This window comes from Streptomyces sp. NPDC014656, assembly GCF_043084305.1.
Lineage (GTDB): Bacteria > Actinomycetota > Actinomycetes > Streptomycetales > Streptomycetaceae > Streptomyces.
On record NZ_JBIBZN010000017.1, the window covers coordinates 40,665 to 63,466 of the forward strand.

The 22,802-nt window shown below is 74.6% G+C and carries 22 protein-coding genes; 13 read left to right on the top strand and 9 right to left on the bottom strand.

What is annotated here, in order from left to right; translation table 11 throughout:
• Positions 1 to 15 precede the first annotated feature (15 nt).
• The 5 genes from fabG to ACF1ED_RS30770 all read left to right on the top strand — a co-directional run bounded on the left by fabG (position 16) and on the right by ACF1ED_RS30770 (position 4,619).
• Positions 16 to 777, top strand: coding sequence for a 3-oxoacyl-ACP reductase FabG (gene fabG / locus ACF1ED_RS30750; protein ID WP_391765987.1), 762 nt, complete (start codon positions 16 to 18; stop codon positions 775 to 777).
• A 28-nt stretch (positions 778 to 805) separates the two neighbouring features.
• Complete coding sequence (locus ACF1ED_RS30755; protein ID WP_391765989.1) at positions 806 to 1,573, top strand: SDR family oxidoreductase; 768 nt, start codon at positions 806 to 808, stop codon at positions 1,571 to 1,573.
• A gap of 148 nt (positions 1,574 to 1,721) precedes the next feature.
• Positions 1,722 to 3,299: an ABC transporter substrate-binding protein gene (locus tag ACF1ED_RS30760; protein WP_391765991.1), complete on the top strand. Its 1,578-nt coding sequence runs from the start codon at positions 1,722 to 1,724 to the stop codon at positions 3,297 to 3,299.
• 91 nt (positions 3,300 to 3,390) lie between these two features.
• Entirely contained in the window at positions 3,391 to 4,074 is a 684-nt protein-coding gene (ung, locus tag ACF1ED_RS30765; RefSeq protein WP_391765993.1) for a uracil-DNA glycosylase, read from the top strand.
• Between the two features lie 71 nt (positions 4,075 to 4,145).
• Positions 4,146 to 4,619 (top strand): hypothetical protein, encoded by a 474-nt coding sequence (locus ACF1ED_RS30770; RefSeq protein ID WP_391765995.1) that lies wholly within the window; start codon positions 4,146 to 4,148, stop codon positions 4,617 to 4,619.
• Between the two features lie 9 nt (positions 4,620 to 4,628).
• Here the strand turns inward: ACF1ED_RS30770 and ACF1ED_RS30775 are convergent, their stop codons facing one another.
• The 3 genes from ACF1ED_RS30775 to ACF1ED_RS30785 all read right to left on the bottom strand — a co-directional run bounded on the left by ACF1ED_RS30775 (position 4,629) and on the right by ACF1ED_RS30785 (position 6,443).
• Complete coding sequence (locus ACF1ED_RS30775) at positions 4,629 to 5,150, bottom strand: hypothetical protein (protein WP_391765997.1); 522 nt, start codon at positions 5,148 to 5,150, stop codon at positions 4,629 to 4,631.
• 103 nt (positions 5,151 to 5,253) lie between these two features.
• Entirely contained in the window at positions 5,254 to 5,793 is a 540-nt protein-coding gene (locus ACF1ED_RS30780) for a DinB family protein (RefSeq protein WP_391765999.1), read from the bottom strand.
• 32 nt (positions 5,794 to 5,825) lie between these two features.
• Complete coding sequence (locus tag ACF1ED_RS30785; protein WP_391766001.1) at positions 5,826 to 6,443, bottom strand: TetR/AcrR family transcriptional regulator; 618 nt, start codon at positions 6,441 to 6,443, stop codon at positions 5,826 to 5,828.
• Positions 6,444 to 6,556: 113 nt separating this feature from the next.
• On the opposite strand from ACF1ED_RS30785, the gene ACF1ED_RS30790 reads away from it, so the two are divergent.
• The gene (locus ACF1ED_RS30790; protein ID WP_391766003.1) at positions 6,557 to 7,750 is read left to right on the top strand and encodes an FAD-dependent monooxygenase; all 1,194 of its coding nucleotides are present in this window, start codon (positions 6,557 to 6,559) and stop codon (positions 7,748 to 7,750) included.
• A gap of 58 nt (positions 7,751 to 7,808) precedes the next feature.
• Positions 7,809 to 8,714: a Gfo/Idh/MocA family protein gene (locus ACF1ED_RS30795; protein WP_391766005.1), complete on the top strand. Its 906-nt coding sequence runs from the start codon at positions 7,809 to 7,811 to the stop codon at positions 8,712 to 8,714.
• Here the strand turns inward: ACF1ED_RS30795 and lnt are convergent.
• Complete coding sequence (gene lnt, locus ACF1ED_RS30800; RefSeq protein WP_391766007.1) at positions 8,659 to 10,296, bottom strand: apolipoprotein N-acyltransferase; 1,638 nt, start codon at positions 10,294 to 10,296, stop codon at positions 8,659 to 8,661. The two genes, ACF1ED_RS30795 and lnt, sit on opposite strands and share 56 nt — an antisense overlap.
• A 57-nt stretch (positions 10,297 to 10,353) precedes the next feature.
• Positions 10,354 to 10,800: a nuclear transport factor 2 family protein gene (locus tag ACF1ED_RS30805; protein ID WP_391766009.1), complete on the bottom strand. Its 447-nt coding sequence runs from the start codon at positions 10,798 to 10,800 to the stop codon at positions 10,354 to 10,356.
• 90 nt (positions 10,801 to 10,890) lie between these two features.
• Here ACF1ED_RS30805 and ACF1ED_RS30810 point away from each other — a divergent pair, with 90 nt between their 5' ends.
• Entirely contained in the window at positions 10,891 to 11,484 is a 594-nt protein-coding gene (locus tag ACF1ED_RS30810) for a flavin reductase family protein (RefSeq protein WP_391766011.1), read from the top strand.
• A 118-nt stretch (positions 11,485 to 11,602) separates the two neighbouring features.
• Here ACF1ED_RS30810 and ACF1ED_RS30815 read toward each other — a convergent pair whose 3' ends face one another.
• Positions 11,603 to 12,478, bottom strand: coding sequence for an undecaprenyl-diphosphate phosphatase (locus ACF1ED_RS30815; RefSeq protein ID WP_391766013.1), 876 nt, complete (start codon positions 12,476 to 12,478; stop codon positions 11,603 to 11,605).
• A 344-nt stretch (positions 12,479 to 12,822) separates the two neighbouring features.
• A complete protein-coding gene (locus ACF1ED_RS30820; RefSeq protein WP_391766015.1) occupies positions 12,823 to 13,608 on the bottom strand; it encodes a TVP38/TMEM64 family protein in 786 nt (261 codons plus the stop codon).
• 47 nt (positions 13,609 to 13,655) lie between these two features.
• Here ACF1ED_RS30820 and ACF1ED_RS30825 point away from each other — a divergent pair, with 47 nt between their 5' ends.
• From ACF1ED_RS30825 to ACF1ED_RS30835, 3 genes are all read left to right on the top strand, one after another.
• The gene (locus tag ACF1ED_RS30825; RefSeq protein WP_391766233.1) at positions 13,656 to 14,396 is read left to right on the top strand and encodes a DNA alkylation repair protein; all 741 of its coding nucleotides are present in this window, start codon (positions 13,656 to 13,658) and stop codon (positions 14,394 to 14,396) included.
• Between the two features lie 52 nt (positions 14,397 to 14,448).
• A complete protein-coding gene (locus tag ACF1ED_RS30830; protein ID WP_391766017.1) occupies positions 14,449 to 15,408 on the top strand; it encodes a patatin-like phospholipase family protein in 960 nt (319 codons plus the stop codon).
• 95 nt (positions 15,409 to 15,503) lie between these two features.
• Complete coding sequence (locus ACF1ED_RS30835; RefSeq protein ID WP_391766019.1) at positions 15,504 to 16,349, top strand: spermidine synthase; 846 nt, start codon at positions 15,504 to 15,506, stop codon at positions 16,347 to 16,349.
• Here ACF1ED_RS30835 and ACF1ED_RS30840 read toward each other — a convergent pair.
• Entirely contained in the window at positions 16,311 to 17,738 is a 1,428-nt protein-coding gene (locus tag ACF1ED_RS30840; protein WP_391766021.1) for an MFS transporter, read from the bottom strand. The two genes, ACF1ED_RS30835 and ACF1ED_RS30840, sit on opposite strands and share 39 nt — an antisense overlap.
• A 208-nt stretch (positions 17,739 to 17,946) precedes the next feature.
• Positions 17,947 to 19,053 (bottom strand): hypothetical protein, encoded by a 1,107-nt coding sequence (locus ACF1ED_RS30845; RefSeq protein WP_391766023.1) that lies wholly within the window; start codon positions 19,051 to 19,053, stop codon positions 17,947 to 17,949.
• A gap of 187 nt (positions 19,054 to 19,240) precedes the next feature.
• On the opposite strand from ACF1ED_RS30845, the gene ACF1ED_RS30850 reads away from it, so the two are divergent.
• Both ACF1ED_RS30850 and ACF1ED_RS30855 read left to right on the top strand, forming a co-directional pair.
• Entirely contained in the window at positions 19,241 to 19,702 is a 462-nt protein-coding gene (locus tag ACF1ED_RS30850; RefSeq protein ID WP_391766025.1) for a DUF4442 domain-containing protein, read from the top strand.
• A 406-nt stretch (positions 19,703 to 20,108) separates the two neighbouring features.
• Positions 20,109 to 22,733: a beta-glucosidase gene (locus ACF1ED_RS30855; RefSeq protein WP_391766027.1), complete on the top strand. Its 2,625-nt coding sequence runs from the start codon at positions 20,109 to 20,111 to the stop codon at positions 22,731 to 22,733.
• The last annotated feature ends 69 nt before the right edge of the window (positions 22,734 to 22,802 follow it).

Here is a 22,802-nt window from a genome sequence, read left to right on the forward strand (position 1 = left end):
CGAGGAGAAGCAAGCATGTCCACCACCGAGCAGCGCGTAGCCGTCGTCACCGGTGCCGCACGGGGCATCGGCGCCGCCACCGCGATCCGCCTGGCGGCCGAGGGCCGCGCCGTCGCCGTCCTCGACCTCGACGAGGCGGCCTGCAAGGACACCGTCGAGAAGATCACCGCCGCGGGCGGCCGCGCCCTCGCGGTCGGCTGCGACGTCTCCGACGGCGCCCAGGTGGAGGCCGCGGTCGCCCGGGTCGCCGACGAGCTGGGCGCGCCCACGATCCTCGTCAACAACGCCGGCGTCCTCCGCGACAACCTCCTCTTCAAGATGTCCGAGGCCGACTGGGACCTCGTCATGAACGTGCACCTCAAGGGCGCGTTCCTGATGGCGAAGGCCTGTCAGAAGCACATGGTGGACGCGGGCTTCGGCCGGATCGTCTCGCTCTCCTCCTCCTCGGCGCTCGGCAACCGCGGCCAGGCCAACTACGCGGCCGTCAAGGCGGGCCTCCAGGGCTTCACCAAGACGCTGGCCAAGGAGCTGGGCAAGTTCGGCATCACCGCCAACGCGGTCGCCCCCGGCTTCATCGTCACCGAGATGACCGCCCAGACCGCCGAGCGCGTCGGCATGGGCTTCGAGGACTTCCAGGCCGCCGCCGCCTCCATGATCCCGGTCCAGCGCGTCGGCCGCCCCGAGGACGTCGCCAACGCCATCGCCTTCTTCGCGGGCGACGACGCCGGCTTCGTCTCCGGCCAGGTCATGTACGTGGCCGGCGGCCCCCTCAACTGACCCGGCGCAGCGAGAGAAGGAGAAGGGGATGACCGCACAGCAGCCGCCGGAGCTCTCCGGCAGGGTCGCGCTCGTCACCGGCGCCAGCCGGGGCATCGGCTTCGGCATCGCGGAGGCGCTCGTCGCCCGCGGTGACCGGGTCGTCATCACGGGACGCGGCGAGGAGGCCCTCAAGGAGGCCGTGGAGCGCCTGGGCGCCGACCGGGCCGTCGGCGTCGCGGGCAAGGCCCACGACACCGCGCACCAGGCCGCCGCCGTCGAGGCCGCGATGGACGCCTTCGGCCGCGTCGACCACCTGGTGAACAACGCCGGCACGAATCCGGTCTTCGGTCCCATCGCGGACCTGGACCTGGACGTGGCCCGAAAGGTCTTCGAGACGAATGTGGTCTCGGCGCTCGGTTTCGCGCAGCGGACCTGGCACGCCTGGCAGAAAGAACACGGCGGAACGATCGTGAACATCGCCTCCGTCGCCGGAATCTCCGCCTCCCCCTTCATCGGGGCGTACGGCGTGAGCAAGGCCGCCATGATCAATCTGACCCAGCAGCTGGCGCATGAATTCGCTCCGGTCGTCCGGGTCAATGCCATCGCCCCGGCCGTCGTGAAGACGAAATTCGCCCAGGCGCTCTACGAGGGCCGCGAGGCCGAGGCCGCCGCGGCCTACCCGATGGGCCGGCTCGGCGTCCCGGAGGACATCGGCGGCGCCGCCGCCTTCCTGACCTCGGACCAGTCGGGTTGGATCACCGGACAGACGCTGGTCGTCGACGGCGGCATTTTCCTGAACGCCGGAGTCGGGTGACCGATAACCGGACACTTTCCGGATTTCCTGTCCGGATTGGCCCCGGTTGCCACTCGATCGTCTCAAGTGCCCCGCCGGGCTCGCCCATTGACCTGGCGGGGTACTGCGGTATCGTCGGCCGACCCCAGGCTGAACGAGGAGCGTGCACGTGTTCAACCGGACGAGTCTGCAGGCCGCTGCAGCCCTTGCGTCCATATCCCTGGTATCCGGATGCGGTGTTTTCTCGGATACCGAGTCCGCCGGGGAGCAGAGGATCACCATCGGGACGACGAGTTCCCCCTCCACGCTCGATCCGGCGGCTTCCTGGGACAATTCCTGGGAGCTTTTCAGGAACGTCTACCAGACCCTGGTGAGTTTCCCGACCGGAACGACCACGCCGAAGCCCGACGCGGCCGAATGCAAATTCACCGACGCGTCCAGCCGGGTCTTCGAGTGCACGCTCCTGGAAGGGCTGAAGTTCTCCAACGGCCACAAGCTCGACGCCAAGGCCGTGCAGCACTCGATCGAGCGCATCCGCACGATCGACGCCGAGGGCGGCCCCAACGGCATGCTGGGCTCGCTCGACTCCATCGAGACGGTCGGGGACCGCCAGATCGTCTTCAAGCTGAACAAGGCCGACGCGACCTTCCCCTTCATCCTCGCCACCCCGGCGATGTCGATCGTCGACCCGGCCGAGTACCCCGCGGACCAGCTCCGCAAGGACGGCAAGATCGCCGGCTCCGGCCCGTACGTCCTGGACGGGTACGAGGAGCGCAAGACGGCCGAGCTGACCCGCAATCCGAACTACAAGGGCTTCGCCGACCGCAAGAACGGCGGCGTGACCATCAAGTACTTCGACGACTCGGAGGCGATGGTCAAGGCGCTGCGCGCCGATGAGATCGACGCCACCTACCGCGGCCTCACCGCGGAGGAGGTCACCTCCCTGGAGGCCGACAAGGAGGAGAACAAGGGCCTCCAGCTCGTCGAGTCCACCGGCGCCGACATCCGCTACCTGGTCTTCAACACGGAGGACGAGTCCGTCGCCGACCCGGCCGTCCGCCGGGCCATCGCGCAGCTCGTCGACCGCGACGAGCTGGTCAGCAAGGTCTACCGCGGCACCGCCGAGCCGCTCTACTCGATGGTGCCCAAGGGGATCGCCGCCCACACCACCAAGTTCTTCGACACCTACGGCCACCCCGACAAGGCCAAGGCCAAGCAGATCCTGCGCAAGGCCGGGATCAAGGACAAGGTCGAGCTGAGCTTCTGGTACACGACCGACCGGTACGGCTCCTCCACGGCCGCCGAGTTCGCCGAGCTGAAGCGCCAGCTGGAGGAGTCCGGCCTCTTCAAGGTCACCATCCAGGGCAAGCCGTGGACCGAGTACCAGGCGGCCTACCAGCAGGGCGAGTACCCCGTCTTCGGGCGCGGCTGGTTCCCCGACTTCCCGGACCCGGACAACTTCATCGCCCCCTTCCTGGGCAAGAAGAACGTGCTCGGCACCCCCTACCTGAGCCCGCGCATCACCGACGAGCTGCTGCCCAAGTCCCGCCGCGAGAGCGACCGCGGGGCCGTCTCGGACGAGTTCGAGGAAGCGCAGTCGATCATGGTCGAGGACGTCCGGCTGCTGCCGCTGTGGCAGGGCAAGCTGTACATCGCGGCCCGTGAGGACATCGGCGGCGGCGAGCGCGCGCTCGACCCGCAAACCGTCATGCAGCTGTGGGAGCTGCACCGCCGGGCCAGCTGGTAGCGGACGGTACGGAGGGCCGCCGGGGCCCGTTGTCAGTGGGCCCCGGTAGGTTCCGTATCCGGAACTGCCGAACCACCGGAGGTTGTGGACCGTGACCGACATCAACATGCTGCCCGAGTCCTGGCGGGGCGTCCTCGGCGAGGAGCTGGACAAGCCGTACTTCGAGCAGCTCACCGAGTTCGTCGAGCGGGAGCGGGCCGCAGGGCCGGTCTACCCGCCGAAGGACGAGGTCTTCGCGGCCCTCTCCGCCACCCCGTACGACAAGGTGAAGGTCCTGATCCTCGGTCAGGACCCGTACCACGGCGAGGGCCAGGGCCACGGCCTCTGCTTCTCCGTCCGGCCCGGCGTGAAGACCCCGCCGTCGCTGCGGAACATCTACAAGGAGATGCAGGCCGAGCTGGGCCACCCGATCCCGGACAACGGCTATCTGATGCCGTGGGCCGAGCAGGGCGTCCTGCTGCTCAACGCGGTGCTCACCGTCCGCGCCGGCGAGGCGAACTCGCACAAGGGCAAGGGCTGGGAGAAGTTCACCGACGCCGTCATCAAGGCCGTCGCCTCCCGCCCGGACCCGGCCGTCTTCGTCCTGTGGGGCAACTACGCGCAGAAGAAGCTGCCCCTGATCGACGAGGAGCGGCACATCGTGGTGAAGGGCGCCCACCCCTCGCCGCTGTCGGCGAAGAAGTTCTTCGGCTCCCGGCCGTTCACCCAGATCGACGAGGCCGTCGCCGCCCAGGGGCACGAGCCGATCGACTGGCGCATCCCCGACCTCGGCTGAGCCTCGGCGTGATCGGGGCCGCGGCCGGTTAGCGTCGGACCTCCACGCAGTGCGAGCGCCGGGAGGCCGCGGTGACCGAGCAGCAGCGGACATCGGACGAGGGGGTCCTGACCAGGATCGGGCAGGCCAGGATGCTGCTCCACGGCGGTGACCGGGAGGAGGCGCGCAACCGCCTCGGCGTCCTGTGGCAGCAGCTCGGCCCCGACGGGGACCCCCTGCACCGCTGCACCCTCGCCCACTACCTGGCGGACACCCAGGACGACCCGGACACCGAACTGGCCTGGGACCTGCGCGCCCTGAGCGCCGCCGAGGGCCTGGAGGACGGGAGGCTCGCCGCGCACGACTCGGCCGCCGCCCTGCGGGCCCTCTACCCCTCGCTCCACCTCAACCTCGCCGCCGACTACGCCAAGCTGCGCCGGCCCGACGCGGCGCGGGCCCACCTCGAACGGGCCCGCGCCGCCTCGGAAGCCCTCGACGACGACCGGTACGGGACGGGGGTCCGGGCCGAGATCGAGCGGCTGGACCGGCGGCTGCGCGAGGGCTGAGCGCCGCGCTCAGCGCTCGTACGCGCTCCGGCACAGTCCGGCCTGCACGCTCGCGGGGTCCCAGCCGCCGTACCTCTCGCCCAGGTCGCACACGTCCTTCCCGGCGACCGGCGGGGTCTGCCGCAGCTGCTCCGCCAGCCGCTCCAGCTCCCGGACGTCCGGTGTGGCGGGAGGCGACACCCGGGGGGCCGGGGGCGGGGCGGAAGGCCGTCCGGCGGCGGGGGAGGAGGGCTTCGGCGCGGCGGTGCGGGACGGGGCCGCGTGGCCGGTGGCACGGCGGGTCTCGCCGCGCGGCGGCGCGACGGCGGCGGTGGGCGCGGGCGACGGGAGTGCCGCTTCGAGCGCCTCCCGGGCCGGGCCCTGGAGCACGATCTGCGGCTCCACGTCGTGGGCGGGTCGTACGGGATCGGTGGCGGGCACGGGGGCCGGTGCGGGCGCCTGGGGCGGCCCGTCGACGGCCACGCACCCGGTCAGGGCGGCGGCGACGGCCGCTCCGACCAGGAGCTGCGCGGGGGTTCGGGTTCCTTGCACCCGCGCCACTCTGCTGGTCCGGCGCCGGTCTTCGAACCCCTACCGGCGGGGAATGCCCCGCACGGGTGAGCGCCCGGTCACCCTCCTTGACCGGCGCGGTGCGTCAGAGGCCGGCGCTGCCGTCGATGCGCTCGCGGAGGAGGTCGGCGTGACCGTTGTGCCGCGCGTACTCCTCGATCATGTGGAGGTAGATCCAGCGCAGGTTGATGAGGTCGCCGGTGCGGTGGTGGGTGCCCGCGCCGAGGTCGTCGAGGGCGTGCTCCGCGGCCAGCGCGCGGGCGTGGGCGATCTCGGCCTGCCAGGTGGCGTACGCCTCCTCGTAGGTGTCGCCGTCGGTGGTGTGGATGTCCCGGTCGTCGTCCTCGTCGGTGGCGTAGAGCCACCGGGTCTCCTCGCCCGCGAGGACCTTGCGGAACCAGCCTCGTTCGACCTCGGCCATGTGGCGGACCAGGCCGAGCAGATTGAGCTCGGAGGGCGGGGCGGCGAGGGTGCGGAGCTGCTCGTCGGAGAGGCCGGCGCACTTCATCGCGAGGGTCGTGCGGTGGAACTCCAGCCACTGTTCCAGGGCCTGGCGCTCGCCGGTCGTGGTATCCGGGTGGACGCGCTCGGGTACGGCGATGCGATCGGTGGTCATATGGGACATCGTGGCGGACGGCCGGGGCGGGCGCCAGCGGTTCAGCGTGACGCTCCGGTGAGCATTCCGCGCAGCAACTCGTCGAAGCCGGTCCGCAGTTCCGCGCGGCTCGGCACGGCCGCGTGGAAGGAGCCGGCGGCGCAGGAGAACATCAGCCCCTCGCACCAGGCGATGACCGAGAGCGCGTGCCGCTCGGGGGCGGGCGAACCGGCGCCGCGCATCATCGCGGTCACCGGATCGTGGAAGGCCGAGCCCGCCCGGTCGAAGAAGCCGCGCAGCTCGGGGCGGCGGGTCGCCTCCAGGGCCAGCTCGTAGCGGGAGACGAGCAGCGACCTGTGGTCGGTCAGATAGCGGTGCAGCGCGAGGGCGAGGGCGTCCGCGAGGACACCGGGACCCGCGCCGGGCGGCGGCAGCTCGTGCGGCGCGAGGACACGGGCCTCGCGCTCGGCCTGGCGCCGGACGGCCGTCTCCAGGAGGGCCTGGCGGGTCCGCGCGTGGTTGGAGGTCGAGCCCTGGGGCAGTCCGGCCCGCTCGTCCACCGCGCGGTGGGTCAGCCCCCGCATCCCGCGCTCCACCAGCAGGTCGAGCGCCGCGTCGCCGATCCGCTCGGCGCGGGTCGGGGCGGGTTCCGGGGCCTGGGCGGGGGTGCGGGCGGTCATGGGGACAACCTACCTACCGCACCCGACTACACCTGTAGTACGGTCAGGACGTCTACCGACTACAGCTGTAGTGCCGGTGGCCGGCGATGCCGTCCCCGACCGAGGGAGCAGTCATGTCACCACACCGTGCCGTCGTCCTGGGAGCGGGCATCGGCGGCCTCACCGCCGCCGTCGCCCTCCACCGGCGCGGCTGGACCGTCACCGTCCTCGAACGCGCCGCCGACCTCGCCCCCGTCGGCGCGGGCATCGGCCTCGCCCCCAACGCCCTGCGCGCCCTGGACGTCCTCGGCCTCGGCGACCGGGTCCGGGAGCTCGCCGCCTGGCAGGGCGACGGCGGGATGCGCGCCCCGGACGGACGCTGGCTCGCCCGCACCGACGCCCGCGCCGCCGCCGAACGCTTCGGCGACCCCCTCGTCCTCCTCCACCGCGCCACCCTAGTCGAGATCCTCACCTCCGCCCTCCCGGCGGAGGCCGTCCGCACCGGCACGCCCGCCGCGCTCGCCCACCCCGGCGACGCGCGGACCCCCGCCCGCGTCACCACCCCCGACGGCACGCTGGAGGCCGAACTCGCCGTCGCCGCCGACGGCATCCGCTCCGCCGCCCGCACCGTGCTCTTCCCCGCCCACCCGGGCCCCCGCTACTCCGGCTGCACCACCTGGCGGCTCGTCGTCCCCGCCCCCGAACGGCCCTTCGCCCCGCACGAGACCTGGGGCGCCGGCCGCATCTGGGGCACCCAGCCCCTCAAGGACGGCCGGATCTACGCCTACGCCATGGCAGCCGCGCCCGCCGGCGCCCACGCCCCCGACGACGAGCGGGCCGAACTCCTCCGGCTCTTCGGCGACTGGCACCGCCCCGTCCCCGAGATCCTCGCCGCCGCCGACTCCGCCCGGGTGCTGCGCCATGACGTCCACCACCTCACCGACCCGCTGCCCGCCCACCACCGGGGCCGTACGGCGCTGATCGGCGACGCGGCGCACGCGATGATGCCCACCCTCGGGCAGGGCGGGAACCAGGCCGTCGAGGACGCCGTCGTCCTGGCCCACCACGCCCGCGTCCCCGCCGCGTTCGACCCGGGCCCGGCCCTCGCCGCGTACACCGCCGACCGGCTGCCCCGCACCACCGCCCTCGTCCGCAAGGCGGCCCGCACCGGAGCACTCACCCTCGTCTCGGCCCGCCCCGCCGTCGCCCTGCGCGACGCCCTCGTCCGGACCGTCTCGCGCTTCGGCCCCGGCTTCGTCCTGCGCGGCTTCGACGGCATCGCCGACTGGCACCCTCCGACGGCCCCGGACTCCGCACGCGTAAGCTGACCGGCGCGAACGGCCCCCGTGTCACGGGCCGTCGGACCACCGCAGAGGGAGAGACCCCGTGAAGATCGGCTGCATCGGACTCGGCGACATCGCCCAGAAGGCGTACCTGCCCGTCCTCGCCACCCTCCCCGGGGTCGAACTCCACCTCCAGACCCGCACCCCCACCACCCTGAACCGGGTCGCCGACACCCTCCACCTTCCGGCCACCCGCCGCCACCGGGACCTCGACTCCCTGCTCGGCGCGGGACTCGACGCGGCCTTCGTGCACGCCTCCACCGCCGCCCACGCCGAGATCGCCACCCGCCTCCTCGACGCCGGCGTCCCCACCTACGTCGACAAGCCCCTCGCCTACGAGTACGCCGACTCCGAGCGGATCGTCGAACTCGCCGAGAAGCGGGGCGTCTCGCTCGCCGTCGGCTTCAACCGGCGGCTCGCCCCCGGCTACGCCCAGTGCCTCGACCACCCGCGCGAGCTGATCGTGCTCCAGAAGAACCGCATCGGCCTCCCCGAGGACCCGCGCACCTTCGTCCTCGACGACTTCATCCACGTCGTCGACACCCTCCGCTTCCTCCTCCCCGGCGAGGCCGACCACGTCGACGTCCGCGCCCGGGTCCGCGACGGCCTGATGCACCACGTGGTGCTCCAGCTCTCCGGCGACGGCTTCACCGCCCTCGGCATCATGAACCGGATGAACGGCTCCACCGAGGAGGTCCTGGAGGTCTCCGGCCAGGACACCAAGCGCCAGGTCCTCAACCTCTCCGAGATCATCGACCACAAGGGCCAGCCGAGCGTCCGCCGGCGCGGTGACTGGGTCCCGGTGGCCCGCCAGCGCGGCATCGAACAGGCCGTGCTCGTCTTCCTCGACGCCGTCCGGGACGGCACGGTCCTCAGCGCCCGCGACGCCCTGCTCACCCACGCCCTGTGCGAGCGCGTCGTCCGCGACGCCCTGGAGCAGGCGGCCTGAGCGCACCGGCGGCCCCGGCCGCGCACACCGCGCCGACCACCCCGCACGCGCCGTACAGCGGCCAGTCGCCCCAGCGGACGTAGACCGTCGTCGCCCCCGAGAGCGGCAGCTCCCGGACGACGGCCGTGCTCGCGTCCCGGCCGACGGGCGGTCCCACCCGCCGGCCGTCGGGGCCGTACGCGGCGCTGATCCCGGTCAGCGTCACGTGCGCGACCGGACGCCCGGTCTCCGCCGCCCGCAACGCCGCCAGCGAGGCGTGTTGTGCGGGTGCCCAACTCCGCTGGAAGGTACTGGTCGCGGACTGGACCACGAGCAGATCGGCCCCGTCCCCCGCCAGGCGGCGGCCCATGTTGGGGAAGGCGGACTCGAAGCAGACCAGCGGCCCGACCCCCAGCCCCGGCGCCCCGTTGGGCAGACGCATCACCACCGGCTCGGTGCCCCTGCGCCGGTCCTCCTCCGCGGCCCTGCCCACGGACGTCGCCCAGCCGAGCAGCCCCCGGGCCGGCACGTACTCGCCGAAGGGCACGAGCCGCATCTTGTCGTACCGGTCACCGGTCGGTCCGTCCGGAGCGAACAGCAGCGCGCTCTTGTAGATGCCGGGGCGGTCCGCCCGGCGCGCGTCCACGTTCACCAGGAGCGGCGCGCCGACCGTCCGCGCCAGCGCGGTCAGCCGCGCGGTCAGCGCGGGGTCGCCGGCCGGATCCCGGCCCACCCCGCTCTCGCCCCACACCACCAGGTCCGGCCGCTGCCCGGCGAGGCCGCGCGTCAGCTCCACGGCCCGGTCGAGCCGCCGCTCGGCGCCCTCCGGCCCGCCGTACACCCCCGGCTGCACCATCGCCACCCGCACCGAACCCGCCGGGCGCGGCACCCCGACGCCCCACGCCGCCGTCCCCGCCACCAGCGCGCACGCGGCCAGCCCCGCCGCTCCGACCGACCGCGGCCCCCGCGCGGCGAGCAGCAGCGCGACGGCCGTGTTCACCGCCACCACCGACAGGCCCACCAGCCACACCCCGCCCACCGAGGCGAGCCGCAGCGCCACCGGCACGTCCCACTGACTCGCGCCCAGCAGCCCCCACGGCCCGCCCAGGCCCTCCCACGACCGCGCCCACTCGACCAGCAGCCACCCCGAGGGCACCGCGACCAGCGCGGCCGCGGCCCGCCGCGGACTGGGCGCCCCGCCCAGCAGCGCCCGTACGAGCACGCCCCACGGCAGCCAGAGCAGCCCCAGCAGCACCGCCATCACCAGCAGGAAGACATGGACGCTCGGCAGCAGCCAGTGGTGCACGGCGAGCAGGAAGCCGACGCCCCCGCACCACCCGTCCAGCGCGGCCCGGCGCGCCCCCGGGGCCGTACGCACCAGCAGCAGCCAGGGCACGAGACACACGTACGCCCACCACCACAGCCCGGGCGCGGGGAACGCGAGCGCGGGCAGCGCGCCGCACCCGACGGCCAGCAGCGACCGCGGCGCGCCGGACACGCGGCTCGGCTCCCGGTTCCGGCTCGGCTCCCGGTTCCGGCGCGGAGCGGGGCCCGCGCCCCGCTCGGGCGCCCGCCCGGGGTCCGCGCCCAAGGGGTTCCGCATGGCGTGCCTCCCGCCCTTCGCCTCCAGTCTGCGCCCGCCCCCGGCGGCGGGGCCCGGTCAGGGGAGCCGGCGCCAGCGTTCCTCCACGACGACCGAGCGCAGCCGCCAGCCCTCGGTGGTGCGGCGGGCGGCGAAGGCGTACCGGCCGCCGCAGACGAAGTCGTCGCCGGAGGTCATCCGCATCGGATTGACGTAGTCGGCGCGGACGTCGGCCGCGTCTCCGGTCTCGGCGTAGCCGCCGGGGCGGTGCAGGGTGACCCGGCGGTTGACGATCAGGTGCTGGCGCACCGGGAAGAGCGTCATCGTCCGCGCCAGCCAGTCGGCGACTTCGGCCGCCGGCCCCTCGACGCCGCCGGAGCCGGAGTAGTCGGCCCGGCCGTCGGGGGTGAAGAGGGCCCGGTAGGAGGTCCAGTCGGCGTCGTCCACGGCCGCCGCGTAACCGGTGATCAGGTCGTCGATGGCGAGCCGGTCCATCACGTTCGCGAGGTCCACGCGCTGCGTCATCGCCTCAGTGTCGGGCAGCGGGCGCGCGGCGCCAAGAGGCGTGCGCCCCCTGTCGCGTCCGGCGGGTCGCGCGGGCCGCATACTGGCCGGATGCGCATCGACGTCGACCCCGCCCTGACCGACCCCGCCTCCGTCTACCGGCTGCTGACGGCGACCGTCGTCCCCCGGCCGATCGCCTGGGTGTCGACGCGTTCCGCCGACGGCACGGACAACCTCGCCCCGCACTCCTTCTTCACCATCGCCTCGGTGGCCCCGCCGGTCGTGCAGTTCACCTCCGTCGGACGGAAGGACTCGCTGCGCAACGTGGAGGAGACCGGCGAGTTCGTGGTGAACCTCGCCCCCGAGGGCCTCTTCGAGCAGATCAACGCGACGGCGACGGACTTCCCGCGCGGGACGAGCGAGTTCGACGCGTGCGGCGTGGAGCGCGAGCCGGGCCGCCGCGTGAAGGTGCCGCGGGTGGCCGCGTCCCCGGTGGCGCTGGAGTGCGAGCTGCACAGCACGCTCCGGATCGGTGACTCCACCGTGGTCTTCGGCCGGGTCGTGCACGTCGCGGTCGACGAGGAGTACCTGACGGACGGACACCCCGAGATCACGCGGATGCGCCCGCTGACCCGGCTGGGGAAGAACGAGTGGGGCACCCTCGGCGAGGTCCGGGAAATCGCCCGCGTCCCCTACCGGGGCTGAGCCCGCGCCCCCTACCGGCCTGAGAACGCCTCGGGGGCGGGTCCCGGCGCTGCGCGCCGCGCGCCGCGGGATCCGCCCCCGATGGGGTGTCGGTGTGGTGCTGTGCCGTGGAGGGCGGTCAGCCGCCGGACTCGCCGGCGTGGGGGCTGAGGACCCCGGCGCCGACCAGGACGAACAGCAGGATGCCGAGCGCGATGCGGTAGATCACGAACGGCATGAAGGACTTCGTGGTGATGAACTTCATGAACCAGGCGATCACCGCGTAGCCCACGCCGAAGGCGACGATCGTCGCGAAGACCGTCGGTCCCCACGAGACGTGCCCGCCCTCGGTCGCGTCCTTCAGCTCGAAGACGCCGGAGGCGAGCACGGCCGGGATGGCCAGGAGGAACGAGTACCGGGCGGCGGACTCGCGGGTGTAGCCCATGAGCAGACCGCCGGAGATGGTGGCGCCGGAGCGGGAGACGCCCGGGATGAGGGCCATCGCCTGGCAGAAGCCGAAGATCAGGCCGTCGCGGACGCCGAGGTCCTTGAGCGTCTTGCGCTCGCGGATCGCCCGGTGCCGGCCGCCGATCTCGTCGCGGGCGGCGAGCCGGTCGGCGATGCCGAGGACGATGCCCATCACGATGAGCGTGGTGGCGATGAGCCGCAGGTCACGGAAGGGGCCCTCGATGTGGTCCTTGAGCGTGACGCCGAGGACGCCGATCGGGATGGAGCCGACGATCACCAGCCAGCCCATCTGGGCGTCGTGGTCGGAGCGCATCGACTTGTCCGTCAGGGAGCGGAACCACGCCGTGACGATCCTGCCGATGTCCTTGCGGAAGTAGATCAGGACGGCGGTCTCCGTGCCGATCTGCGTGATCGCCGTGAAGGCCGCGCCCGGGTCCTCCCAGCCCGCGAAGGCCGCGGTGAGCCGGAGGTGTGCGCTGGAGGAGATGGGAAGGAACTCCGTCAGCCCCTGGACGAGTCCGAGGATGAACGATTCGAACCAACTCATGGGGCTTGGGCCGTCCCGGTATGTACGTGTGCGGTCAGAAGGTCGAGCGCAGCGTACCGCCCCAAGGTGACGTGTTCGTGATCAGGCCGAGCCGACGTCGGCGGCACCCGCCCCACCATCGCGCTCCCGCCACCGCCCCCGGCTCGCGTCCGGCGCGCCCGCGGGGCCCGCCACGGCCTCCGGGCGAGGTGCGGGGCCGGGGCACTCTCCGGCGCGATGACCGATGACCGTCGAAGCGCTCTGGTCGGCCACGGCCAGTCGGCCATGGCGCTGGCCGGCCAGCCAGCCGGCCGGCCACGGTCACCGGCCACGGTCAGTCGGCTATGGCCATGGCTATGCCATGACTAGCCGGCCACGGCCCGGGAAGCCGCCATCGCCGCCGGTGCCGCCGCCGGCGCGGTCGTGGATGCGACCGCGGGCGCCGGGGCGGGCGGGCGGCGCAGCGTGTGGCGCTTGCGCCAGGCCACGACCGCCGCGGCGAGCCCCGACACCACGATGAACCCCGCGGAGATCAGGAACGCTGGGGAGCCCGGCTCGCCCGCCTGGGCCCCGGCCACCACGTACGCGGCCGTGTTCGGCACCGTCCCGATCGCCGTGGCCAGCAGGAACGGCACGTACCCCATCCGGGAGACGGCCGCGCAGTAGTTGGCGGCGGCGAACGGCACGCCGGGGAAGAGCCGGATCGCCAGCATCGAGCGGAAACCGTGCCGGCTCAGCTGGCCGTCCGCGGCCTGGAGCCACCGCCCCCTGAGGAGAGGCCGCAGCGCGTCCTGGCCCAGCACCCGGCCCAGCGTGAAGGAGATCCCCGCGCCCAGCACCGTCCCCGCCACCGCCGCCGTCAGCCCGTACGCGGATCCGAAGAGCGCCCCCGCCGCCAGGTTCAGCACCGGCCGCGGTACGAAGGCCGCCGTGCACAGCCCGTACGCCAGGCCGAACAGCAGCACCGCGCCCGCGCCGCCGGACCGCGGCCACCCCGAGGCGAGCAGGCGCTGCGGCTCGTACAGCACCACCAGCGTGGCGGCGGTCAGCAGGACGAGCGCGAGCAGCGAGAGCCGCGACCAGGGCGAGAGCAGGGCCCGGGAGCAGCGGGCGGCGAACGGGTCCGTCGGCCGGGGCACGGGAGCGAGCATCCCGGGAGAGTAACGGAGACCTCCGTATGATCGCCGTAATGTGCGCCATGTCCGAACCCGGTCACCCGCCCGTCGACGGCCCCGCCCCGCTGCCGTACGCCGTCCCCGACAGCGAGCTCGCCGACACCGTCATGGGCCGGCTCACCACGCTCTACCCCGCCGCGGGCGATCCCTTCCGGGCGCAGGAGATGGTCGCGTACATGAAGGGCGTGGCCCCCTTCCTCGGCATCCGCTCGCCGGAGCGCCGCACCCTCTCCCGTACCGTCCTCGACGGCACGCCCCGCCCCGCCGAGGACGACTGCGCGGCCGTGGCGCTGCGCTGCTTCGCCCTTCCCGAGCGCGAGTACCACTACTTCGCCGTCGACTACCTGCGCCGGCACGTGAAGCGCTGTTCGTCGGACTTCCTGCCCGTCGCCCGCCGCCTCGTGCGGACCGTCTCCTGGTGGGACACCGTCGATCACCTCGCCGCCCACGTCGTCGGCGGGCTCGTCGCCGCCGACCCCGCGCTCGGCGGCGAGATGGACCGGTGGATCGACGACGCGGACCCGTGGACCGCCCGCACGGCGCTCCTCCACCAGCTGCGCTTCAAGGGCGACACGGACGCCGACCGGCTCTTCGCGTACTGCCTGCGGCGCGCCTCCGACACCGACTTCTTCCTCCGGAAGGCGATCGGCTGGAGCCTGCGCGAGTACGCCAAGACCGCCCCCGGTGAGGTGCGGGCCTTCGTCGCGGACAACCGTTCCCTCTTCTCCCCGCTCTCCGTACGCGAGGCACTCAAGCACCTGTGAAGGGAGCCGCCCCGCCGGGACCGCGGCCGGGCGGCTGCGTCAGACTCGGGCCATGAGTGATGCGGCGGGCGGGGCGGGGAACGGCGGGACGGCACTCGTGCTCGGAGCGGGCGGGCTCGTCGGCGCCGCCTGGGAGACCGGGATCCTCCATGGGCTCGCCGAGGCCGGAGTGGACCTCTCCGACGCCGATCTGGTCGTCGGCAGCTCCGCGGGCGCCGTCGTCGGCGCCCTCCTCACCTCCGGCACCACCAGCCTCGCCGAGCTGTACGAGCGCCGGCTCGACGGCGCGGACGGGGAGCCGGCCGTCCGCTTCGGCGCCGGCACCCTCCTCCGCTACACCCTCGCCGTGCTCACCTCCCGCACCCCCGAGGCGTACGGACGCAAGCTCGGCCGGCTCGCGCTGCGCGCCCGCACCGTCGACGAGGCCACCCGGCGGGCCACCGTGGCGCGGCGCCTCGGCGAGCTCGCCGACTGGCCCGGGGGCGGGCGCCTGCGGCTGACGGCCGTCGACGCGGAGACCGGGGAGCTCGGCGTCTTCGACGGCGGTGGCGGCGGTCGTGGCGAGACCGGCCCCGGCACGGAAGACGGCGGCCTCGGCACGGGGCCGGGGCTCGGCAGGGGGTCAGGGCTCGGCGGGGTCGGGCTCGTCGACGCGGTGACCGCCAGTTGCGCGATCCCCGGGGCCTGGCCGCCCGCGAGCCTCGTGGGCCGGCGCTGGATCGACGGCGGCATCCACTCCACCGCCAACGCGCACCTCGCGGCCGGCTGGGAACGGGTGGTCATCGTCGCGCCCAGCGCGCTGGGCAACAGGGCCGTGCGTTCCCCCGCCGGCCAGGCGGCCGACCTCGCCGCCGCCGGTGCGCGCGTCGAGGTGATCACGCCCGACGCGGACGCGAAGGCCGTGATCGGTGCCCGCGCGCTCGACCCCGCCCGGCAGGCCGCCGCAGCCCGCGCCGGCCGCGCCCAGGCCGCCGCGCACGCGAAGGCCGTCGCCGCCGTGTGGACGGGCTGACCCGGGGGACGGGCTGATGTGGGGGACGGGCTGGCGCGGGGGACCGGCGTGCGGCCCGGGCGCGAGCAGGTTCTGTGCGGTTGCACAATGAAGGGGTGAACGAGCAGATCCCCGTCCTGCGCGAGGTCGACCACGGCACCGCGCGTCTCATGCCCGACGTGGACCGGGAGCGGGCCTGGCTCCTCACGGTCGACGGCGCCCCGCAGTCGTACGTCGACCTCGACGCCCCCGACCACCTGGAGTTCGAGTACGCCCGCCGGCTCGGGCACGTCGTCGACGGCGCCGCCGAGGAGGGCGCGCCGCTGGACGTGCTGCACCTCGGCGGCGGAGGCCTCTCGCTGCCCCGGTACGTCTCCGTCACCCGGCCCGCTTCGCGCCAGGACGTCGTCGAGGCGGACGGCGGGCTCGTCGCGCTGGTCGCCGAACACCTGCCGCTGCCGGAAGGCTCCGGTGTGACCGTGCACACCGCCGACGCGCGCGCCTGGCTGGAGGCGGCACCCGCCGCCTCGGCCGACCTGATCGTCGGCGACGTCTTCGGCGGCTCGCGCGTCCCGGCGCACCTCACCTCCCTCGCGTACGCGCGCGAGGTGCGGCGGGTGCTGCGCCCGGGCGGGGTCTACGCGGCCAACCTGGCCGACGGGGCGCCGTTCGCCTTCCTCCGGGGCCAGCTCGCCACCTTCGGCGCGGTCTTCCCCGAGCTGGCGCTGGTCGCGGAGCCGGCGGTGCTGCGCGGCCGCCGGTTCGGGAACACGATCCTGGTCGCCTCCGACGCGCCCCTCGACCTCCCGGGCCTCACCCGTCGCGCCGCCGGGGACGCCTTCCCCGCGCGCGTGGAGCACGGGGAGGCGCTGGCGCGGTTCACCGGGAAGGCGGCTCCGGTCGACGACGCCGAGGCGGTGGGGTCACCCGTTCCGCCCGAGGGCGCCTTCGGCATCGGGTGACGTGCCCTGCGCGGGCACGGCGCCGCCCGGCGTCGTCGCCCGTTCCGCGCCCGGCGCGCCGATCCCCGTACCGGCGCTGCCTTCCGTACCGGCGCCGGTCCCCGTACCGGCGTCAACATCCGTACCCGCGTCACCCTTCGCCGCCGTCGCGCCGTGTGGACGCCGGGTCATGTTGCGCACGTCGGGGACGAGCAGGACGAGCGCGGTGACCAGGGTCATCAGGGCCACCGCGCCCCACAGGGACGGCGTCCGGCCGAACGCGGTCTCGGCAGGGCCCGCGAGCGCGGTCGACAGGGGCAGCAGGGCGGTGGAGCCGAACCAGTCGTAGGCGGAGACCCGGGACAGCTTCTCCTCCGGGATCTCCTGGTGCATCGTCGTCATCCACAGGACGCCGAAGATCTCCATCGCCACTCCGCTGGCGAACATCACCAGGGTGAGGCCGACCGCGTGCAGCGGGATGGCGAGCGCCGCCGAGGGCAGCGCGATGGGGAAGACGCCGAGGGTGCCGATGAGGAGCATCCGGCGCGGCTTCCACCGGGTCATCAGGACGGCGCCGGCGACCGTGCCCACGCCGTAGCCGGCGAGCGCGATGCCCCAGGGGCGGGCGCCGCCGAGTTCGTCCCGGGCGACCAGGGGCCCGTACACCGCCTCGACCGCGCCGATGAGGGCGACGACGACGGAGAACTGGGCGACGATCGACCACAGCCAGGGACGGCCGACGAACTCCTGCCAGCCCTCGCGCAGATCGGCGAAGAGCCCGCCGCCGGGCTTGCGGTCGGGGATGCCGCTGACGTCGAGGAAGGCCCGCAGCGCGCCCGCCACGGCGAAGGCGGCGGCGTCGACGGCGAGGACCCAGCCGGGGCCGACGAAGGCGACGAGCGCGCCGCCGAGCGCGGCTCCGCCGATGCCCGCGCCGTGCATCGCCATCCGGTAGAAGGCGAAGGCGCGGCTCGCCTGCTCGCCCGTGACGCTGGACATGAGCATGCCCTCGGCAGCCGGGTTGAAGAAGGCCTGACCGGTGCCGCAGAGCCCGGTGAGCACCATCATCTGCCAGATCTCGGCGGTGCCGGAGAGGACGAGGGCGGCGAAGACCGCCTGGGAGACGAAGTTGAGCGCGTTGGCCGCGACCATCACCCGGTGCCGGGGTATGCGGTCCGCCACCGCTCCGCCGATGAGCAGGAAGAGGACGAGCGGCAGGAAGCGCGCCATCGCGACGAGGCCCACGTCGCCCGCGTCGCCGCCGGACTCGAAGACGGCCCAGGTGGTGGCGATGAGGGCGCCGTGGGCGCCGAGGCTGGTCACGATCGTGGCGGCGGTGAGCAGCACGTAGTTGCGCCCGGCCCATTCGGGGCGGCGGGTGGCGGGGGGAGAGGCGGAGCGATTCGTCACTCCGGGACTATCCCCGCCGCCTCCCCTTCCTGCCAAACCGAATACCGGACGGACCCTGGACTCGTCCCGGCTCGGACCCCGGGCGTGCCCTGGGCCGGAGCCCGGACGTGCCCCGGTCCGGAGTCCCGGCGGCCCCCGGTCCGGAGCCCCGAGGGCGGTCGGGCCGGAGCCCCGAGGGCGGCCGGGGGCGGTCCGTGGTACCGGTGGGTCAGGAGCTCTTGGAGAGCCGGACCGTGGAGAGGATCTTCTTCATCGTCGCGTCCGGCAGTTCGTCCTTCACGCCGTCGGCCGCGTAGAGCACGAAGGTCGAGAAGTCGTTCTCGGCGTTGAGGAAGGTGAAGGCGATCGACTTGCCGTCGGTCTCGCACTTGTTCCGCTTCTTCACGCCCGGGGCGGTGGCCGTGGCCATGCTGCCCTTGAGGCCCGACTCGGTGGTGTACGGCACGGCCTTGCTGATCTTGATGGTCTTCTCCGGCATGTGCTGGGCGAACGCGGCCCACACCCACATGCCCGCCTGGCCGCGCGCGGCGGAGGCGGTGTCCTTCGCGCCCTGGTTGCCCTTGGTGCCCGCGCCGGCCAGACCCGAGTACTCGGGACGGCCGTTCTTGTCGGAGTCGACGGCGCACCACTTGCTCTTGAGGTCGGCGGGCCCGGACATGGCGACGAGGGGGCTGCCGTCGCCCTTCTCGGCGTCCTCGAAGCCCACGCTCATGGTGGGCTTGCCGACCTCCCACTCCGGGGGGACGTCGAAGAGGGTGCCGTACTTCGGGTTGTGGACGACCTTCCAGCCGGGGACCGTCGGCTCGAACTCCTGGCTTTCGCGCGGGTTGTCGAGCTCGGTGGTCGGAGCATCCGACGGCTCGCCGGACTCCGACTGCGACGCGGACGCGTCGGGGCCGGGGGCCGAGGAGCTGGTGGCCGGCTTGTCGGCGACGTCCTTCTTGCCGTCGTCCTCGCCCAGGACGAGGAAGGCGGTCACGCCGCCCGCGACGACCACGGCGGTGGCGGCCACGATCGCGATGAGCGTCGTCCGCTTCCGGCCGCCGCCGTCCGGTCCCTGCGGAGGGACGCCGCCGGGCACCTGGTACTGCGGCACGGTCGGCTGCTGGTACGGGTTCGGCTGCGCGTACCCCTGCTGCGGCCAGCCCTGCGGGGGCTGGCCGGGCGCCTGCGGGTAGCCGCCCTGCTGCGGGTATCCCGGCTGCGTCGGCTGCTGGTACGGGTTCGGCTGCTGGTACCCCGGCTGCTGGTACGGGTTCTGGTTCGGGTCCTGCGGGTTCTGCTCGCCCCCGGGCGGCTGCTGTCCTGGCCACATGGGCCGTAACGATAGAGGGGCGGCCTCGGCTCGGCCATGCCCGGCCCCGGCGCTCGGCCGTGTCCGACCCGTCGGCCGACCGTGCCCGGCCCCGTCGGCCGGGGGTGCCCGGCCCCGGCGCCGGGTCGGAAACGGCCTGCCGAGGAGGCATGGCCAATACTTCTACTCGCGGGTAACATCACGGCACATGAGCGCAGACCCCAAGTCCGTCGGCGAGATGCTCGCCGCCACGGTCCCCATGGCCGGAACCCTCAACCTGGAGTTCCTGGAGACCACCGCCGAGCGCGCCGTCGTGCGCCTGCCCGATCAGCCCGCCTACCACAACCACGTGGGCGGCCCGCACGCCGGCGCCATGTTCACCCTCGCCGAGTCCGCCAGCGGCGCCATCGTCCTCGCCGCCTTCGGCGACCAGCTGGGCCGGGCCGTACCGCTCGCCGTCAACGCCGAGATCGCGTACAAGAAGCTCGCCATGGGCGTCGTCACCGCGACCGCCACCCTCGGCCGCCCCGTCGCCGACGTCGTCGCCGAACTCGACGCCGGGCAGCGCCCCGAGTTCCCGGTCCGCATCGACATCACCCGCGAGGACGGCGCCGTCACCGGCGAGATGACCGTCCTGTGGACCCTGAGGCCCAACGACTTCGGCAAGTGAGTCCTCGGCCGGTCTGCCGGGCACGCGCGCGCGTGCCCGGCAGACCGGGTCCGGCTCCGGCTCCGGACCCGGCTCCGGACCCGGACCCGGACCCGGATCTGGACTCGGTTTCGGCTCCGGACCCGGGTTTCTCCGCCCCCGCGCCCTCCCTTCGGGTGCGGGGGCGGTCGTGTTCCGGGGCGGCGGCCCGGAAGCGGAAGGGGCGTCACGCACACTGCGCACAGGGGCCGGACCCGCCGGGCGGGCGGGAGGCCGGGGCCGTACGGGTCCCGCCGCCCGCCGCACCGGGGCCGTACGGGCCGGGCGTCCGCCGCGTCGGAGCCGTACCGCGCGGCCGTCCGCCGTGCCGGCCCCGCCCCGGACCGGCGCAGCAGGCGGCCGGCCGGCCGCACCGAGGAGCCGCCGCGTGTCCGACGAGACCACCACCCCCGACCACTCCGCCGCCCCCGCCGCCCCCGGTGAAGCGCGCCGGGGCCACGCGCGCGTGCGGGGCGCCCGGCTCAGGCTGTCCCGACGGGGCCTCCTGCTCGCCCTCGCCGGCGGAGGCGCCCTCGCCGGTACGACGGCGCTCGCACGGCGTACGGCCCGGGCCGCCCCGCCCGGCACGACCCCGGCGGCCCCACCGGCCGCCCCCGCCCCGCCGACCGCACCCGCCACACCCGCCACCTCCGGCACTCGCGTCGACAACTTCCTCGCCCGCCTCACCCTCGACGAGAAGATCTCCCTCCTCCACGGCGCCCCCGACCCCGCGAGCCTCGGCCAGGCCGGCCACGTCCCCGGCGTGCCCCGGCTCGGGATCCCGCCCCTGCGCCTCGCCGACGGGCCCGCCGGCATCCGCGTACGCCGCACCGCGACCGCCCTGCCCGCGCCCGTGATGCTCGCCGCCGCCTTCGATCCCGGCCTCGCCCGCGCCTACGGACGCGTCCTCGGCCGGGAGGGCCGCGCCCTCGGCCAGGACGTCCTGCTCGCGCCGATGGTCAACCTCATCCGCACCCCCTACGCCGGACGGAACTTCGAGACCTTCTCCGAGGACCCGCTGCTCTCCGCCGACCTCGTCGCCGAACTCGTCCGCGGCGTCCAGGCCGAGGGACTCGTCGCCACCGTCAAGCACTTCGCCCTCAACAACCAGGAGCGCGACCGCGACTCCGTCGACGTCCGCGCCGACGACCGCACCGCCCACGAGACCGAACTGCGCGGCTTCGAGGCGGCCGTCGAGGCCGGCGCCGGCGCCGTCATGGCCGCGTACAACAAGGTCGGCGGCGTCCACGCCGCCGAGAACGCCGACCTCCTCACCGGCGTGCTCCGCGAGCGCTGGGGCTTCGACGGCTGGGTCATGAGCGACTGGGACGCCGTCCACACCACCGCCGGGGCGCTCACCGCGGGACTCGACATGGAGATGCCGGGCGGCGCCCGCTACGGCGCCCCGCTGCGCGAGGCGGTCCGCGGGGGCCGGATCCCCGAGGCCGCCGTCGACCGGGCCGTACGCCGCGTCCTCTCCGTACGCGACCGGCTCGGCCTCCTCGACGGGACGTCCGCCCCGCGGCCCGGGCGCGACGCCGCCTCCGGGGCGCGGCTCGCGCTGCGGGTCGCCACCGCCGGCGCGACCCTGCTCCGCAACGAGCGGGCCGCCCTGCCGCTCTCCGGCGCGGCGGCCCGCTCGCTCGCGGTCATCGGCCCCACCGCCGCCGTCCCCTTCGTCAGCGGCGGCGGCAGCGCGCACGTCGTCCCCGACGCCGCCGCCCGCCCCCTCGACACGATCCGCACGCGCGCCGGCGCCGGCGCGAGCGTCACGTACGCCACCGGCGAGGACCTCTTCGGCCGCCGCCTGCCGCCGCTGGCCCCCGCGCTCGACCTCGACGGCGTCGGCGTCGCGGCCGGCGCGGCCTGGAGCCGTACCGCCACCCTCACCACGGCCGAGACCGACGAGTGGACCTTCCTCGTCCACTACAGCGGCACCCGGCCCACCGTCACCCTCGACGGCACCGAACTCTTCCCCGTCCGCCAGGGCGTCGCCGAGTACTTCGCGGGCGGCCTCCTCGCCGCCGGCCCCGACGGCCTCGCCGTCCGCCGCGCCACGCTCCGGCTCGCCGCCGGAGACCACGCGCTCGCCGTCACCGCCCACGGCGGCGCGGACGGGCAGCTCTTCCGGCTCCGCGCGGTCTCCGGCGCCGACCGGGCCGCCGACCTGGCCGAGGCCGTGCGCCACGCGCGCGTGGCGGAGGCCGCCGTCCTCTTCGCCTACGAGGACGCCACCGAGGGCCAGGACCGCACGAGCCTCGCCCTCCCCGGGCACCAGGAGGCCCTCATCGAGGCGGTGACGGCCGTCAACCCGCGGACGACCGTCGTCCTCAACACCTCGTCGGCCGTCACCATGAAGTGGCTGGAAGGCACCGCCGCCGTCCTCCAGATGTACTACCCGGGACAGGAGGGCGCCGCCGCGACGGCCGCCGTGCTCTTCGGCGACGCCGACCCCGGCGGCCGCCTCACCCAGACCTTCCCGGCCGCCGAGGACCGCCACCCGACGGCCGGCGACCCGCGCCGCTACCCGGGACGCGACGGGATCGAGGAGTACTCCGAGGGCGTCCACGTCGGCCACCGCTGGTACGAGAAGGAGGGCGTCGCCCCGCTCTTCCCCTTCGGCCACGGCCTGTCGTACACGACCTTCGCGTACGAGGACCTCGGCGCCGGCCCCGCGACGGGCGGCGCGGGCGGCGTCGACGTCAGCTTCACCGTCCGCAACACCGGCCCGCGCGCCGGCGTCGACGTCGCCCAGGTCTACCTCGGCCCCTCGCCCGACCTGACCGCGCGGGGCCTCGACCAGCCCCGCTCGCTCCTCGCCGGCTACCGGCGCCTCGAACTCGCCGCCGGGGAGCGCCGCCGCGTCACCGTCCACCTCACCGCCCGCACCCTCTCGTCCTGGTCCGGATCCGACGGCGGCTTCGTCCTCGGCACGGGACGCCGGCGGCTGCGCGTCGGCAGGTCGGCCGCGGACCCCGGGCTCACGGCCGTCGTCGAGGTCCGTTCGAGTTGACCGGGTAGGCTGCCCCGGCGCGCCCGACGCGGGGCGCGCCACCGCAGCGGCCCGCGACCGGGGCCGCGC

Bases quoted from the DNA above. Each gene is read 5' to 3' on its own strand.
- fabG (WP_391765987.1), top strand. From the start codon at position 16: ATGTCCACCACCGAGCAGCGCGTAGCCGTCGTCACCGGTGCCGCACGG.
- ACF1ED_RS30755 (WP_391765989.1), top strand. From the start codon at position 806: ATGACCGCACAGCAGCCGCCGGAGCTCTCCGGCAGGGTCGCGCTCGTC.
- ACF1ED_RS30780 (WP_391765999.1), bottom strand. From the start codon at position 5,793: ATGTCCCATATGACCACCGATCGCATCGCCGTACCCGAGCGCGTCCAC.
- ACF1ED_RS30785 (WP_391766001.1), bottom strand. From the start codon at position 6,443: ATGACCGCCCGCACCCCCGCCCAGGCCCCGGAACCCGCCCCGACCCGC.
- ACF1ED_RS30790 (WP_391766003.1), top strand. From the start codon at position 6,557: ATGTCACCACACCGTGCCGTCGTCCTGGGAGCGGGCATCGGCGGCCTC.
- lnt (WP_391766007.1), bottom strand. From the start codon at position 10,296: ATGCGGAACCCCTTGGGCGCGGACCCCGGGCGGGCGCCCGAGCGGGGC.
- ACF1ED_RS30805 (WP_391766009.1), bottom strand. From the start codon at position 10,800: ATGACGCAGCGCGTGGACCTCGCGAACGTGATGGACCGGCTCGCCATC.
- ACF1ED_RS30810 (WP_391766011.1), top strand. From the start codon at position 10,891: ATGCGCATCGACGTCGACCCCGCCCTGACCGACCCCGCCTCCGTCTAC.
- ACF1ED_RS30815 (WP_391766013.1), bottom strand. From the start codon at position 12,478: ATGAGTTGGTTCGAATCGTTCATCCTCGGACTCGTCCAGGGGCTGACG.
- ACF1ED_RS30820 (WP_391766015.1), bottom strand. From the start codon at position 13,608: ATGCTCGCTCCCGTGCCCCGGCCGACGGACCCGTTCGCCGCCCGCTGC.
- ACF1ED_RS30825 (WP_391766233.1), top strand. From the start codon at position 13,656: ATGTCCGAACCCGGTCACCCGCCCGTCGACGGCCCCGCCCCGCTGCCG.
- ACF1ED_RS30830 (WP_391766017.1), top strand. From the start codon at position 14,449: ATGAGTGATGCGGCGGGCGGGGCGGGGAACGGCGGGACGGCACTCGTG.
- ACF1ED_RS30845 (WP_391766023.1), bottom strand. From the start codon at position 19,053: ATGTGGCCAGGACAGCAGCCGCCCGGGGGCGAGCAGAACCCGCAGGAC.
- ACF1ED_RS30850 (WP_391766025.1), top strand. From the start codon at position 19,241: ATGAGCGCAGACCCCAAGTCCGTCGGCGAGATGCTCGCCGCCACGGTC.